This window comes from Ancylobacter sp. IITR112, assembly GCF_041415945.1.
In the GTDB taxonomy this organism is placed as follows: domain Bacteria; phylum Pseudomonadota; class Alphaproteobacteria; order Rhizobiales; family Xanthobacteraceae; genus Ancylobacter.
The window spans coordinates 3,975,908-3,990,899 of sequence record NZ_JBGCUS010000001.1 but is presented as its reverse complement, the minus strand read 5'-3'; the positions used below and the strand labels follow the sequence as shown (position 1 = coordinate 3,990,899).

The following is a 14,992-nucleotide window of genomic DNA, read 5'->3' as shown; positions in this document are numbered from 1 at the left end:
CCCATAGGGCCGCGTGCAGGTGCATGGTGGGTGGATGACCGCGTTCCACCCTGCTGATTCTGACCCATGCTGATTCTCGCCATCGACACCGCGCTCGACGCCTGTTCGGCCGCCGTGCATGACATGGGCACCGACGAGACCCGGGCGGTGGAACATGTCGTCATGGCACGCGGCCACGCCGAATCGCTGATCCCGATGGTGGAGCGGGTGATGGCCGCGGCCGGAACGGCCTTTGGCGATATCGACCTGTTCGCCGTCACCGTCGGCCCGGGGAGCTTCACCGGCCTGCGGGTGGGCCTGTCGGCAGCGCGTGGCTTCGGCCTCGCCACCGGCAAGCCGGTGCTCGGCCTGCCGACGCTGACCGTGCTCGCCGCGCCGCTCCTGGCGCGCGACGACGCGGTGCCGGTCGCCGCCGCCATCGACGCCCGCCACGGCAATGTCTATCTGCAGATGATCGGCCCCGCCGGCCGGGTGCTGGTGAGCCCGCGTGCCATGGCGGCGAAGGATGCCGCGCGCTCGGTCGCCAATGGCCCGGTGCGCCTCGTCGGCTCCGGCGCCGGCCTGCTGGTCGATGCCTGGCCGCTCGGGGCCCAGCCGCCACTGGAGGTGCGCGCCACCGCGACGCCCGATCCGGTCTGGCTCGCCCGCATCGCCAGCGTCGCCGATCCGGCCCGCTCCGAGCCCAAGCCGCTTTATCTGCGCGAGGCCGATGCCAAGCCGCAGACCGGCGGGCGGATCGCCCGGCGATGACCGGGCTGCCGCTCTGGCTCGACTGGGCGCGGATGCGCCCGCGCGAGGCGTCGCTGCGCGCCATACGGGCCGGCGATGCCGAGGCGCTGGCCCGGCTGCACGCGCAATCCTTCCGCATCGGCTGGGACGCGGCGGAATTCGAGCGGCTGATCGCCAATCGGCTGACGCGCGGACTGGTGGCCACCGACGGGCCCGACGGTGCCGTGGTGGGCTTCATTCTTCTGAGCGGGGTGGCACCGGAGATGGAAATCCTCTCCGTCGCGGTCGAGGCGCGCCGGCGCGGCGCCGGCCTCGGCCACCGGCTGGTGGAGGCCGCCTTTGGCGCGCTGGCGGCGGAGGGCTACCGTACCGTGTTCCTCGAAGTCGAGGACGGCAACGCCGCCGCGCTCAGGCTCTATGCCCGCACCGGCTTTCGTGAGATTGGTCGCCGCCCGGGCTATTATCGCGACGCGGCCGGCGCTCCGGTCGCGGCGCTGACCATGCGGCGCGACATCGCCTAGGCGGCGTTGCCCTCAAGACGCCATTGCCGCAGAGAAGCCATTGCCCCAGAGAAACCATTGCCCTTGCCGGCCCCGCTGCGCCATAAGGCGGGGCGGGCGGAATGGGCCGGGCGCAGCGGGCTGAAGGAAGCAGGCCGAGGAATGAACGACAAGCCGACCGCGATCGAGGAAGCCTGCGTCACGCTGGGCCTGCGGATGACCGACCAGCGCCGGGTGATCGCCCGCATCATCGCCGATGCGCAGGACCATCCCGACGTGGAGGAACTGCACCGGCGTGCCGTCGCCGTCGACGACCGCATCTCGATCTCCACCGTCTACCGCACGGTGAAGCTGTTCGAGGATGCCGGCATCATCGCCCGCCACGATTTCCGCGACGGCCGCTCGCGTTATGAGCCGGTGCCGGACGAGCACCACGATCACCTCATCGACCTGCGCAATGGCACGGTGGTGGAGTTCCGCTCCGAGGAAATCGAGCATCTGCAGGAAGAAATCGCCCGCAAGCTCGGCTATCGCCTCGTCGGCCACCGGCTGGAGCTCTACGGCGTGCCGCTCGACCCCAAGAAGGACTGACAGCGTGCGGGCGTGGCTGGTGATCGTGCCGGTCGTGCTCGTCACGCTTATCGGCCTTCCGCTGCAATGGCTGTCGGTGACGCTCGGCCTGCCGACGCGGCGAACGATTCCCGTGCTCTATCACCGCCTCGTGCTGGCGCTCATCGGCGTGCGGGTGCGGGTGGTCGGCGCGCCGGCGCCCGCGCGGCCGCTGCTCATCGTCGCCAACCATGTGTCCTGGCTCGACATTCCCGTTCTCGGCGCGCGCCTGCCGCTGTGCTTCGTCGCCAAGAGCGAAGTGGCGCGCTGGCCCGGCATCGGCCTCTTGGCGAAGCTCCAGCGCACCATCTTCGTCGACCGCACCTCGCGAACGGCGACGGGGCGGGTGGCGGGGGAAATGGCGGCACGGATGAACGATGGCGACCCGGTGGTGCTGTTCGCCGAGGGCACGTCGAGCGACGGCAACCGGGTGCTGCCCTTCCGCTCGGCGCTGATCGGCGCCGCCCGCCAGGGCATGGGCGAGGAGGAAGGCGCGGCCGCCAGCATCCAGCCGCTCGCCATCGCCTATGTCGGCCTTTCCGGCCTGCCGGTCGGCCGTGCCGGGCGCCCGCATCTGGCCTGGTATGGCGACATGGACCTCGCGCCGCATTTGATGCAGGTGCTGCGGCGTGGCGGCGTCGAGGTGGAGCTGCGCTTCGGCGCCCCTCTGGCGGCGGCCAGCCGCAAGGCGGCGGCGCAGGAGGCCGAGCGCGCGGTGCGCTCCCTGCTGGCGCAGGCGCTGAACGGGCGCCACGGCTGAGGAAAACCGCGCAAATTCGCCCTGCCGGCCCCGCCGCCATCGCTCCCGCACATTTCCTTTTCGCGCAAATCCCGCTACACAGGTGGCATAGGCGTCAATCGCGGAGACGTGGACGATCTCGACCTGCAGTCGACCGAGGTGGGAACGAGCGGCGAGGAACGAGGGCGCCTTGCGGGAACGCGCCCACCGCGCCCTCGGCATTCCAACGCAAGACGCCGCGAGCCGCCTCACGGGCGGGCGGCACGGGTCGATCGACACGCAATGAGTGATACGCGCAAGCTCTACGTCCGCTCCTTCGGCTGCCAGATGAACGTCTATGACGCCCAGCGCATGACGGACACGCTGGCCAAAGAGGGTTATGTCGAAACCGACAGCCCGGACGATGCCGATCTCGTCATCCTCAACACCTGCCATATCCGCGAGAAGGCGGCCGAGAAGGTCTATTCCGAACTCGGCCGGCTGAAGAAGGCGCAGGAAGAGGCTGGCCGCCGGCAGATGGTGGCGGTCGCCGGCTGCGTCGCGCAGGCGGAAGGCGGGGAAATCCTCAAGCGCGCCCGGGGCGTCGACCTCGTCGTCGGTCCGCAAAGCTACCATAAGCTGCCCGAACTGCTGGCCGACGCGCAGCGGCGCGGCCATAACCGGCGCGCCGGCATTGTCGAAACCGAATTCCCGGTCGAGGACAAGTTCGACTTCCTGCCCCCGCCGACCAAGGCGGCGATCGCCAAGCGCGGCCCCGCCGCTTTTGTGACCGTGCAGGAAGGCTGCGACAAATTCTGCACCTTCTGCGTCGTGCCCTATACGCGCGGGGCGGAAGTCTCGCGCCCGCTCCCCAAAATTCTCGACGAGGTGATCCGCCTCGCCGAGGCCGGGGTGCGCGAGGTGACGCTGATCGGCCAGAACGTCAACGCCTATCACGGCGCCGACGCCGCCGGCCGCACGGCGAACCTGCCCGAGCTGGTGCGCCGCATCGCCGAGGTGCCGGGCATCGCCCGCGTGCGCTACACCACCAGCCACCCGCGCGACATGGATGACGAGCTGATCGCCGCCCATCGCGAAATTCCTGCGCTGATGCCCTATCTGCACCTTCCCGTTCAGTCCGGCTCCAACCGGGTGCTGGCGGCGATGAACCGCAAGCACGACCGCGAACTGTTTTTCGACATCGTCGCCCGCGTGCGCGCGGCGCGGCCGGACATCGCCTTCTCCTCGGATTTCATCGTCGGCTTCCCCGGCGAGACCGAGGCCGATTTCATGGAGACGATGGATCTGGTGGAGCGCGTCGGCTTCGCCTCGGCCTTCTCGTTCAAATATTCCCCGCGCCCCGGCACGCCGGCGGCGGGCATGGGCGAACAGGTGCCGGAGGCAGCGAAATCCGAGCGCATCCATGCGCTTCAGGCGCTGCTCGACCGGCAGAAGGCAGCGTTCGATGCCGCCTGCCGGGGACGGCGCTTCGACATATTGCTGGAAAAGCCCGGCCGCTTCCCCGGCCAGCTCATCGGCCGCTCGCCCTATCTGCAGTCCGTCGTGGTCGAGGCTCCCCCGGAGGCCATCGGCACGCTGGCGCAGGTCGAGGTGCGCGAGGTCAGCACCAAGAGTCTTTCGGGCGACATATGCGGCGGCGAATTTTTCACTGAACGGCCGGCGCGCGAATCGCGTTTCATCGGGCAGAGCGAAAAGCTGGAGGCGTAGGCGTGCGTCGACCTGGTAGCGGATCTGGTAGCGAGACGGAACGTAGCCTCACCTCACCACGCGCGGCCCCGCGCGCCCTGCCGGCGGCGCCGCGCTGGATCGGCCCGACGGAGGACGATTCCGCCGGTCAGATCGTGCTCGCCTTTGACGATAACCGCATCGCCAGCCAGCTTTTCGGCCATTACGGGCAGAATCTCGCGCTGATCGAACGGCGGCTGGAAATCGTCGCCGAGCAGCGCGGCAACCATGTCACGCTGGAAGGCCCGCGCGAGGCGTGCGAGCAGGCGCGCCATGTGCTGGAAACGCTCTATGCCCGGCTGAAGAAGGGCGGCGAATTGCAGCCCGGCGATGTCGAGGGCGTGCTGCGCGAAGCCGCCGCGCAGGGCCAGCTTTTCGAGTTCGACCCCGCCACCAAGAAGCAGAGCTTCGACGAAATCCAGCTCCGCCGCCGCCCGGTGCGCGCCCGCACCGCCGCGCAGGACGCCTATATCCGCGCGCTCAAGCGCCAGACGCTGGTGTTCGGCGTCGGTCCCGCCGGCACCGGCAAGACCTGGCTGGCAGTCGCCTATGCCGTGCACCTGCTGGAGCGCCGCGTGGTCGACCGGCTGATCCTCTCCCGCCCGGCGGTGGAGGCGGGCGAGCGGCTCGGCTTCCTGCCCGGCGACATGAAGGAGAAGGTCGATCCCTATCTGCGCCCGATCTATGACGCGCTGCACGATCTGATGGACCGCGCCTTCGTCGAGCGGGCGATGATGTCGGGCGAGATCGAGATCGCTCCGCTCGCCTTCATGCGCGGGCGCACGCTGGCCAATGCCTGCGTCATCCTCGACGAGGCGCAGAACACCACCTCCATGCAGATGAAGATGTTCCTCACCCGCCTGGGCGAGAACTCGCACATGATCATCACCGGCGACCCCAGCCAGATCGACCTGCCGCCGGGCCAGACCTCCGGCCTTGCCGAGGCGGTTGGGCTGCTGGGCGAGGTCGAGGGCGTCGAAGTATGCCATTTCAACGCCGCCGACGTGGTGCGCCACGAACTCGTCGGCCGCATCGTCGCCGCCTATGACCGCAAGGATTCGGCGGCGCGGGCGCCCGCCCCGGCGCCGGCGGGGATCGCGCGCTCATGAACGACGCGGGGGACAGTACGGCGCCGCTGGTCGAGGTCGACGTGCTCATGGATGCCGGCCCCTGGGCGACGCTGGCCGAAGCCGAGGCGCTGGTGGTGCGGGCGGTGAACGCCGCCTGCGCCGGCGCCCTGACCGAATATGAGATCGACCTCGCCGGCGCCGAGATGGCGGTAAAGCTGACCGACGACGCCACCATCCGCGCCCTCAACCGCGATTGGCGGGGCAAGGATTACGCCACCAACGTTCTCTCTTTTCCCACGCCCGAGGTGGCACGGGCGGGCGGCGATCCCCATCTCGGCGATGTTGCGATCGCCTATGAGACGCTGGCGCGCGAAGCGGAGGCCGAGGGCAAGCCGCTCGCCGACCATCTCGCGCATCTCGTCGTCCATGGTACGCTGCATCTGCTCGGCTATGATCACGAGGGTGCGGACGAGGCCGAGGAGATGGAGGCGATGGAGCGCCGTGTGCTCGCGACACTCGCCATCGCCGATCCCTATGCCGAGACCGAACCCGTTCACCCCTGACCGAATCAACTGAACAAGGCCAATGTCCGATCCTCTTCCGAGTTCGTCCTCCGCTTCCCCCGGCAGCGAGGGCCCAAGTAGCGGCGCCGTGGGCAACGGCGCGTCCAGCGGCAACGCCACCAGCGTCGGCCAGCGAAGCAGGGCCGGCGGAGGCTCCAGCGAGCCTCGCGCCGGCTTCCTTGGCCGTCTGCGCCACCTCATCGGCGGCCGGCGCTCCACCGGCTCGCTGCGCGCCGACCTCGCCGGCATCCTGGCGGCGGCGGGCGGCGAACCCGGTACCGACCTGACCGCCACCGAGCGGACGATGCTCAAGAGCATCCTCGAACTGCGCGAATTGCGGATCGGCGACCTCATGGTGCCGCGCGCGGACATTGTCGCCGTGCAAAAGGATATTTCGCTCGGCGAGCTGCTCGCCGTCTTCGCCGAGGCCGGCCATTCGCGTCTGGTCGTCTATGACGACACGCTCGACGATCCCGTCGGCATGGTCCATATCCGCGATCTCGTGACCTATCTGACCCAGCGCGCCATGACTCCGCGTGCCGCCGCCTCCCGCGGCGAGGCGGCGCGCGGCGCGCGCGAGGGCGCGGCGGAGGCGCCGGACAGCGCAGGCAAGGCCCCGCGCCCGGCGTTCAACCTCAAGGCCATCGACCTCTCCAATTCGCTCAGCGGCGCCAAGCTGATCCGCCGCCTGCTGTTCGTGCCGCCCTCCATGCCGTCGATCGAACTGCTCGCCAGCATGCAGGCGAGCCGCATCCATCTCGCCCTCGTCATCGACGAATATGGCGGGACCGACGGCATCGTCTCGATGGAAGACCTGGTCGAGGAGATCGTCGGCGACATCGAGGACGAGCACGACGAGGACGAGACACCGACCATCGCCCGCCAGGCCGATGGCAGCTTCATCGCCGATGCCCGCGCCAGCCTCGAAGACGTGGCTGACATGGTCGACCCCGCCTTCGCCCTCGGCGAGGAAGCGGAGGAAGTCGACACGCTCGGCGGCCTGCTCGTCACCCTGGCCGGCCGGGTGCCGGTGCGCGGCGAGATCGTCTCCGGCCCGGGCGATTTCGAGATCGAGGTTCTCGATGCCGATCCCCGCCGGGTGAAGCGCCTGCGCCTCTCGTCAAGCCGGGGCGAGGCCGGGGCCGACGCCCGCCCGGCCGGGAGCGACGCCACCGCCACCAAGGCGCGCGCGCTGCCGCCGCCGGCCCAGCAGACAGGCGAGAGCATGCGCCACGACACGACCCGCGGCACCGATGCGGCGTGAGATGACGGCCGGCTCGGCGGCCCGGACGGCCAGCGGCCCATGCTGACCCCGGCTCGTCTGCAAGCGGCGCCGGCCCGCTGGCGCGCGCTGGCCGCGCTGGTCGCCGGCGGTCTGTCCGCCCTCGCCATGCCGCCCTTCGGGCTGTGGCCGGTGCTGGCGCTGACCCTGCCGGTGCTGGTGTTCCTGCTCGACGCCACCGCAGCCCTGCCCCTGCGCCCGGCGCTGCGGGCGAGCTTCCTCGCCGGGTGGCTGTTCGGCCTCGGCTATTTCGTCGCCGGGCTGTGGTGGATAGGCGAGGCCTTTCTTGTTCAGGCCGATACCTTCCTGTGGCTGATGCCCTTCGCGGTGCTGGGGCTGCCGGCCTATCTCGCGCTTTATACCGGGCTTGGCTGCGTGCTGGCGCGCCTGCTGTGGACGCCGGGGCCGGGGCGCATTCTCGCCTTCGCCGCCGCCCTGACCCTGGCGGAGATCGCGCGCGGCGCTTTGCTCACCGGCTTTCCCTGGAACGATTTCGGCTATGGCCTGGCGACCGATCTGCGCTTTGCGCAGATCGCGTCCGTCGTCGGGCTGGTCGGGCTCTGCCTGCTGACGCTTGCCTGCCTCGCCAGCCCGGCGGCCCTGTTCTCCGCGCAGGGGACATCCCGCGCCCGCCAATTGCCGCTCGCCCTCGCCGTGGCGCTGCTGGCGGCGCTGTGGGCCGGCGGCCAGTGGCGGCTCGCCACCACCGAAATCGGCACCGTGCCCGGCGTGCGGCTGCGGCTGATGCAGCCGGACCTGCCGCAGGACCAGAAATTCCGCTACGACGCCCGCCGCACGGTTATGGACCTGTACCTCGCCACCAGCGAAAGCCAGGGCGGACTCACCGGCGTCACCCATCTGTTCTGGCCGGAATCGGCCTTTCCCTTCTTCCTCGAGCGCGAGCCGGAAGCGCTGGCGCGCATCGTCGCGATGCTGCCGCATGGCACGACGCTGATCACTGGCGCGGCGCGTTACCAGGCGGTGCCCGGCCGCGAACGCCCGGACGTGTTCAACAGCGTGAGGGTGATCGATTCCAACGGGACGATTCGCGGCTATGCCGACAAGGTGCACCTCGTTCCGTTTGGCGAATATCTGCCGTTTCAGGAAACGCTGGAAGCGCTGGGCCTGGAGGCGCTGACCCGCGTGCGCGGGGGCTTCGCCGCGGCGCAGGAGCGCCGGCTGCTCGCCATTCCCGGCCTGCCCGATTCGGTGCCACTGATCTGCTATGAGGCGATCTTTCCCGATGAGGTGATGCCCGCGTCAGGGTCCGGCGGCGGCGAGCGGCCGGGCTTTCTGCTCAACCTGTCCAATGACGCCTGGTTCGGCCTGACCCCCGGCCCCTACCAGCATTTCGAACAGTCGCGCCTCAGGGCGATCGAACAGGGGCTGCCGCTGGTGCGGGTGACCAATAACGGTATTTCCGCCGTGGTGGATCCGCTGGGACGGATCCGCGCGCTTCTACCCCTGGGTGTGCGGGGAGTCATCGACGACAGCCTCCCGCAAGCCTTGTCGGCTACCCCTTATGCCACCCATGGCAGAGTGATATCGTGGTTGCTGCTTTTCGGCTGCTTCTGCGGGGCGCTCATGCTGCGCCTGCGAACGTTACACGCCTAGATTGATCGACGGCGGAACGCACTGCGCTTAGACTGTTCGCGGGCTCGGGTACTGCTTCTCTCCCTCTTTGCGGGGGGAGGAATTTTTTTTGTTTGCAGTCGGGGAAGCCGATGACCAAGAAATCACCCAATCCCGTCGACAAGCATGTCGGCAGCCGGGTCCGAATGCGCCGCATGATGGTCGGGATGAGCCAGGAAAAGCTCGGCGAGAGCCTTGGCATCACCTTCCAGCAGATCCAGAAATACGAGAAGGGCACCAACCGTATCGGCGCCAGCCGCCTGCAGAATATCTCGCAGGTGCTCTCCGTGCCGGTGGCGTTCTTCTTCGAGGGCGCGCCCTCGATGAGCGGCGAGGCCGGCGGCTTCGCCGAGGACGCCTCGCCCGCCTATGTCTCGGATTTCCTCGCCTCGTCGGAAGGTCTCGCCCTCACCCGCGCCTTCCTCAAGATCGCCGATGCCAAGGTCCGGCGCCGGATTGTCGATCTCGTCGAAGCGCTGGCGGAGCCCACGCCGGCGACCTGAGTGGCGACGCCGCGCCGTTCTGTTTTCCGAACGATTCCGACGTTAAAACCTTGACCGTCCCGACCGCGCTTGCAAAAGATGCGCGGCCGGGCGCGGGTTTAGCGCCGGCCGACAATCGAGGAGCCGTCGCGTGTCCCGCCAAGCCTATCTCTTCACCAGCGAATCCGTTTCCGAAGGCCATCCGGACAAGGTGTGCGACCGCATCTCCGACGAGATCGTCGACGCCTTCTTCAAGCACGGCCCGGAATTCGGCTGGGACCCGAGCCATCTGCGCGTCGCCGCCGAGACCCTCGCCACCACCAACCGCGTGGTCATCGCCGGCGAGACGCGCGGCCCGGCGCAATTGACCCGGGATTTCCTCAGCCACATCGCCCGCCTCGCCATCAAGGATATCGGCTACGAGCAGGACGGCTTCCACTGGGAAAACGCGGCGATCGACGTGCATCTGCACGCGCAGTCCGTCGACATCGCCCAGGGCGTCGATTCCGCCGGCAACAAGGATGAAGGCGCGGGCGACCAGGGCATCATGTTCGGCTATGCCTGCCGCGAGACGCCCGAGCTGATGCCGGCGCCGATCTATTACGCGCACAGGATCCTCAAGCTGCTCGCCGAGGCCCGTCATTCCGGTGAGAGCACCGTGCTCGGCCCCGATGCCAAGAGCCAGGTGACGGTGCGCTATGAGGGTGGCAAGCCGGTCGAGGTCACGCAGATCGTGCTCTCGACCCAGCATCTCGACGCCGACCTGTCCTCGCATGACGTGCAGAGCATCGTCGAGCCCTATATCCGCCAGGCGCTGCCGGAGGGCTGGATCACCCCGGCGACCGTGTGGCACGTCAACCCGACCGGCAAGTTCGTCATTGGCGGGCCGGACGGCGATTGCGGGCTGACCGGCCGCAAGATCATCGTCGACACCTATGGCGGCGCGGCCCCGCATGGCGGCGGTGCCTTCTCCGGCAAGGATCCGACCAAGGTCGACCGTTCGGCCGCCTATGCCGCGCGCTACCTCGCCAAGAACGTCGTGGCCGCCGATCTCGCCGACCGCTGCACCATCCAGCTCGCCTATGCGATCGGCGTGTCCGATCCGCTGGCGGTCTATGTCGATCTCTACGGCACCGGCCGGGTCGAGGAAGCCAAGCTGGAAACCGCGCTGCGCGAGGTGATGAATCTGCGCCCGCGCGGCATTCGCGAACATCTCGGCCTCAACAAGCCGATCTATGCTCGCACCTCCGCCTATGGCCATTTCGGCCGCGCCCCGGACGCCGATGGCGGCTTCTCCTGGGAGCGGACCGATCTCGTCGAGGCGCTGAAGGCCGCCGTCGGCTGATCCTCTTCCCGCGCGATTGCGCGCGGAACCCACTGCGATTATGCGGGGCGGACGGGCATGTCCGCCCCGTCACTGTTTTTCGAGTACCCGCATGACCGCCGACGACGAGACCCGCCAGCCCGGCGATAGCGTGCGCGCCAATGCCTTTTACGGCCGGCGCAAGGGCAAGAAGCTGCGCACGGCACAGGCCGCCCATCTCGCCGACGACCTGCCGCGTCTTTCCATCGCGCTGGAGGATGTCGGCGCCGGACCGCTCGACGCCCTGTTCCCGCATCCCGTGCGGTCGGTGCGGCTGGAAATCGGCTTTGGCGGCGGCGAGCATCTGGTGTCGGAGGCGGCGCGCCATCCCGATATCGGCTATATCGGCGCCGAGGCGTTTCTCAACGGCATTGCCAAGGCGACGGCGCTGGTGAGCGCGCGCGGCCTCGCCAATGTGCGGCTCTATGGCGACGACGTGATCCCGCTGCTTGACCGCCTGCCCGACGGCGCGCTGGAGCGCATCGACCTGCTCTACCCCGACCCCTGGCCCAAGCGCCGGCACTGGAAGCGGCGCTTCGTGCAGGCGGATAATATCGACCGCTTCGCCCGGCTGCTCGTCCCCGGCGGGCATTTCCGCTTTGCCACCGACATCGAGCATTATGCGGCCTGGACGCTGCGCCAGTTCCTTGCCGACTCCCGCTTCGAATGGACCGCCGAGCGCGCCGATGACTGGCGCCGCGCCTGGGAGGGCTGGCCCGGCACGCGCTATGAGGCCAAGGCGCTGCGCGAGGGACGCCAGCCGGGATACTACGAGTTCCGCCGCCGCTGATTACCGCCTAGTGTGGGAACCATGATGCCGGCCGGCGCGTTGACCGGCACGCCCCCCTTCGTTCCCCACTCCGGAGAGTTTCCATGGCCCAACCCAATGCGCAGGACGATTTCGCCAAGCTGTCCGCCGATCTCGCCACGCTGCGCGGCGACGTGGCAAAGCTGACCGAGACGCTCGCCACCATCGCGCGGACGGAGAGCGGCGCGGCGGCCGATGCCATCACCGGGCGCCTGCGCTCCGGCGCGGCGCGCGCCGAGGCTGCGGCCTCCGGTCTCGCCGAGGAAGGCTATGCCGCGCTGCAGGAAGCGCGCACCCGCGCGCAGGCGCTGGGCGGCGATCTCGGCGCCACCATCGAGCGCAATCCCTATGGTTCGGTCCTCGCCGCGCTGGGCGTCGGCTTCCTGTTCGGCCTGCTCTCGCGGGGCAAGTGATGCTTCGCCTGCTGCTGGCGATCTTCGGGGCGGAAATCCGCCTCACCGTGCGCAGGGCCGCCCGAACGGCCCTGCTCTGCGCGATTGGCGGGCTGCTGGTCGCGTCCTCGGCGGTGTTCTTCATGATCGCCGCCTTCATCGCGCTGGCGGAACGCTATGACGCGCTGACCGCCGCGTTGGTGATTGGCGGCGCTATGCTGCTGCTCGGCCTGATCTTCCTGCTCGTCGCGCTGATGCGCCGCCGCAGGCGGCCCGTCGGCCTCGGCGGCTATGGTGCCTATGGCGTTCCGCCGGTGGCGCCCGTCGTTCCCCCCGCAGCCCCGACCGCCACGTCCGCCGGCATGCCTCCCGCGAGCGTGAAGACCGTGCTCGGAATTGCGGCCGGCGCGGCGGTGATCGGCCTTATTCTTGGCCGACGCATCTGAAAATGTGGCGCCGGGTCCGCAAGGGCCCGGTCCGCATGCGGCTCCCCTTATTGCAGGGGCAGCTAAAAAGGACCAATCTGCCATCAAGGCCGGAGACCGGCGCCACCTTCGGGTGGGGCCGGATGCGCCGTTTGCCGCAGGAGGTTCCAACTTGACGTCTCGACGTTTGTCGCTGCGGCCGGGAGCGGCCATTCTCGCCACGCTCACGGCGCTGGGTACCGCCCTGCCCGCGCATGCCGACGCCCCTCCCGCCGATTTCATCGCCCGCTCGTCGCCCGCCGGCAATTATCTCGCCGCCCGCCTTGCCATCAGCGAACGCGACACCGCCGCCGCCGCCGCCTATTATCGCGAGCTGGCCCGCCTGTTCCCGCGCCAGCGCGACCTGCAGGAGCGCGCCTTCCTCACCCTGCTGGCGGAAGGCTCGATCGACGAGGCGGTGGAACTCGCGCAGCGGCTGGTGCGCATCGACCCGGAGCACACGCTGGCGCGGCTGGTGCTCGGCGTGAAGGCCATCAAGGCCAAGCAATATGTCACCGCCCGCAGCAATCTGCGCCGCTCCGGCCAGGGCGCCATCGCCGAGCTGAACGCCACCCTGCTCAGCGCCTGGAGCCAGTTCGGCTCGGGCGACGCGCGCGCCGGGGTGAAGACGATCGACGCGCTGCAGGGGCCGGAATGGTATGATGGGTTCAAGGATTTTCACGCCGGCCTGATGCTCGACGCCGCCGGCATCAAGAAAGAGGCCGGCCAGCGTCTCGACGCCGCGCTCAAGCGCGACCCGCGGACGCTGCGTGTGGTCGACGCCTATGCGCGCTGGGCCTCCCGCAATGCCGGCAAGGCGGAAGCCATCGCCACCTATGAGGCGTTCGACAAGCTGGTGCCGGGCGACCCGCTGGTGGCTCGCGCCGTGGCGACGCTGAAGGCCGGCAAGACGCTGCCGCCGCTGGTGACCACCCCTGTCGCCGGCGCGGCCGAGGTGCTGTACGGTCTCGGCGCCGCGCTCGGCCGGCAGGGTGGCGAGGATCTCGCCCTCGTCTATTTGCAGCTCGGCCGCTGGCTCGATCCGTCCCAGCCGCTGATGGCGATCACCCTCGCTGATCTGTTCGAGACGATGAAGCGTCACGAGGACGCCATCGCCCTGTTCGCCGCCGTGCCGGATTCGTCCCCCTTCAAGACCAATGCCGAGGTGCAGCGCGCGCTCAACCTCGACGCCATCGGCAAGCATGACGAAGCGCTCGCCGTACTGAAGCAGGTGGTGGCGGCGGATGTGAAGGACCAGCGCTCGATCATGGCGCTGGGCGACGTGCTGCGCGCCAACGAGAAATTCGCCGAGGCGGCGGAGGTCTACACCACCGCCATCGACCAGCTCGGCACGCCGCAGGCCAAGGACTGGGTGCTCTTTTATTTCCGCGGCACCTGCTATGAGCGCACAAAGCAGTGGGACAAGTCCGAGGCCGACCTGAAGAAGGCGCTGGCGCTCAGCCCCGACCAGCCGCATGTGCTGAACTATCTCGGCTATAGCTGGATCGACCAGGGCATCAACCTGGAAGCCGGCACCGACATGATCCGCAAGGCGGTGCAACTGCGCCCGGATGACGGCTTCTTCATCGACAGCCTGGGCTGGGCCTATTACCGCACCGGCCATTACGACGACGCCGTGCGCGAGCTCGAACGCGCGGTGGAGCTGAAGCCGAACGAGGCGGTCATCAACGACCATCTCGGCGATGCCTATTGGAAGGTCGACCGCAAGCTCGAAGCCCGCTTCAAGTGGAACCATGCCCGCGACCTGAAGCCGGAGCCGGACGAGCTGGTGGATATTGAGCGCAAGATCGCGGTGGGCCTCGACGAAGCCGAGCGCGTCAAGGCCGGCAAGGCGACAATCCAGAAGACCGAGGCCGCCCCGGCCCCCGAGCCGCAGAAGGCGGCGGTGGACAAGACCCAGGACACCGACAAGCCGGGCAATGGCGGCTGACGCCGCCGCGCGCGCGCGTCACGACAAGAGAGGGCGGGTCCTGCGGGGCCCGCCCTTTTCTGTCGCGGCGACCGGCGCGCTCAAGCGGTGGCGGGACGGCCGAGGAAGAACAGCGGGCGGGAGCGCAGCGCGAAGGCGCCGTCGCCGATCAGCCAGAGCGCGAAGGAGGCGACGATCAGGAAGCCGGGATATTCCCAGCCGCCGCCGGCGGCGGAGAACAGCCAGCCATTGGGAATGTGCACGCTCATGGCGCCGGCCATGACCGGGATCAGCAGCAGCGCGACATGGCGGGCATAGATGCCGGCGATGATGAGCGCGCCGCCGATGAGTTCGGCGAGGAAGATCGGCCAGGCCAGCGCTTCCGGCAGGCCGAGGCTGCCGAGGAAGCCGGCAAATCCGGGCAGGGTGAAGACGAGATATTTCAGCAGCGCGTGCGACACCCACATGAGGCCGAGGGCGACGCGGAGCACGAAGGCGCCATAGGGCGCGGAACGGGAATCGATCATGACGGGTCTCGCGAAAGCGTTGAAGAGAAGCGCAGGCGGTGCCTGACGGGTCTCGGAGGTAACGCACCGCCGGACGCAAGACGATAGCCGTGAAAACCGGAAAGAAATTGCAATTTTGCAATATATGAGCGTTGACAGCCCTGCCGCCCGACCAGCGACGCGCCACAGAGCGCGCGG

At 69.0% G+C, this 14,992-nt stretch carries 16 protein-coding genes; 15 read left to right on the top strand and 1 reads right to left on the bottom strand.

From position 1 onward, the window contains the following. The first annotated feature begins 66 nt into the window (after positions 1-66). From tsaB to AAC979_RS18890, 15 genes are all read left to right on the top strand, one after another. Complete coding sequence (gene tsaB / locus AAC979_RS18960; protein ID WP_371348439.1) at positions 67-750, top strand: tRNA (adenosine(37)-N6)-threonylcarbamoyltransferase complex dimerization subunit type 1 TsaB; 684 nt, start codon at positions 67-69, stop codon at positions 748-750. Continuing rightward, positions 747-1,250: a GNAT family N-acetyltransferase gene (locus tag AAC979_RS18955; RefSeq protein WP_371348438.1), complete on the top strand. Its 504-nt coding sequence runs from the start codon at positions 747-749 to the stop codon at positions 1,248-1,250. The genes tsaB and AAC979_RS18955 overlap by 4 nt, the downstream gene beginning before the upstream one ends. Before the next feature lie 141 nt (positions 1,251-1,391). Then, positions 1,392-1,820, top strand: a complete 429-nt coding sequence (locus AAC979_RS18950) for a Fur family transcriptional regulator (RefSeq protein WP_371348437.1) — start codon at positions 1,392-1,394, stop codon at positions 1,818-1,820. Positions 1,821-1,824: 4 nt separating this feature from the next. Continuing rightward, entirely contained in the window at positions 1,825-2,598 is a 774-nt protein-coding gene (locus AAC979_RS18945; RefSeq protein ID WP_371348436.1) for a lysophospholipid acyltransferase family protein, read from the top strand. Positions 2,599-2,859: 261 nt separating this feature from the next. After that, positions 2,860-4,284: a tRNA (N6-isopentenyl adenosine(37)-C2)-methylthiotransferase MiaB gene (miaB, locus tag AAC979_RS18940; RefSeq protein WP_371348435.1), complete on the top strand. Its 1,425-nt coding sequence runs from the start codon at positions 2,860-2,862 to the stop codon at positions 4,282-4,284. Positions 4,285-4,361: 77 nt separating this feature from the next. After that, complete coding sequence (locus AAC979_RS18935) at positions 4,362-5,411, top strand: PhoH family protein (protein ID WP_371349099.1); 1,050 nt, start codon at positions 4,362-4,364, stop codon at positions 5,409-5,411. Next, positions 5,408-5,935 (top strand): rRNA maturation RNase YbeY, encoded by a 528-nt coding sequence (ybeY, locus tag AAC979_RS18930; protein WP_371348434.1) that lies wholly within the window; start codon positions 5,408-5,410, stop codon positions 5,933-5,935. Before AAC979_RS18935 ends, ybeY begins: the two co-directional genes overlap by 4 nt. 22 nt (positions 5,936-5,957) lie before the next feature. Further along, positions 5,958-7,199: a hemolysin family protein gene (locus AAC979_RS18925; protein WP_371348433.1), complete on the top strand. Its 1,242-nt coding sequence runs from the start codon at positions 5,958-5,960 to the stop codon at positions 7,197-7,199. 39 nt (positions 7,200-7,238) lie between these two features. After that, positions 7,239-8,831 (top strand): apolipoprotein N-acyltransferase, encoded by a 1,593-nt coding sequence (lnt, locus tag AAC979_RS18920; RefSeq protein ID WP_371348432.1) that lies wholly within the window; start codon positions 7,239-7,241, stop codon positions 8,829-8,831. A 110-nt stretch (positions 8,832-8,941) separates the two neighbouring features. Continuing rightward, complete coding sequence (locus tag AAC979_RS18915; RefSeq protein WP_371348431.1) at positions 8,942-9,352, top strand: helix-turn-helix domain-containing protein; 411 nt, start codon at positions 8,942-8,944, stop codon at positions 9,350-9,352. Positions 9,353-9,482: 130 nt separating this feature from the next. Next, positions 9,483-10,676 (top strand): methionine adenosyltransferase, encoded by a 1,194-nt coding sequence (metK, locus tag AAC979_RS18910; RefSeq protein ID WP_371348430.1) that lies wholly within the window; start codon positions 9,483-9,485, stop codon positions 10,674-10,676. Positions 10,677-10,767: 91 nt separating this feature from the next. Then, the gene (gene trmB / locus AAC979_RS18905; protein ID WP_371348429.1) at positions 10,768-11,484 is read left to right on the top strand and encodes a tRNA (guanosine(46)-N7)-methyltransferase TrmB; all 717 of its coding nucleotides are present in this window, start codon (positions 10,768-10,770) and stop codon (positions 11,482-11,484) included. Between the two features lie 83 nt (positions 11,485-11,567). Next, complete coding sequence (locus AAC979_RS18900) at positions 11,568-11,915, top strand: hypothetical protein (RefSeq protein WP_371348428.1); 348 nt, start codon at positions 11,568-11,570, stop codon at positions 11,913-11,915. Beyond that, positions 11,915-12,340 (top strand): phage holin family protein, encoded by a 426-nt coding sequence (locus AAC979_RS18895; protein ID WP_371348427.1) that lies wholly within the window; start codon positions 11,915-11,917, stop codon positions 12,338-12,340. Before AAC979_RS18900 ends, AAC979_RS18895 begins: the two co-directional genes overlap by 1 nt. Positions 12,341-12,491: 151 nt before the next feature. After that, positions 12,492-14,309, top strand: a complete 1,818-nt coding sequence (locus tag AAC979_RS18890) for a tetratricopeptide repeat protein (protein WP_371348426.1) — start codon at positions 12,492-12,494, stop codon at positions 14,307-14,309. 80 nt (positions 14,310-14,389) lie between these two features. Here the strand turns inward: AAC979_RS18890 and AAC979_RS18885 are convergent, their stop codons facing one another. Next, a complete protein-coding gene (locus AAC979_RS18885; protein WP_371348425.1) occupies positions 14,390-14,815 on the bottom strand; it encodes a DoxX family protein in 426 nt (141 codons plus the stop codon). Positions 14,816-14,992: the final 177 nt, after the last annotated feature.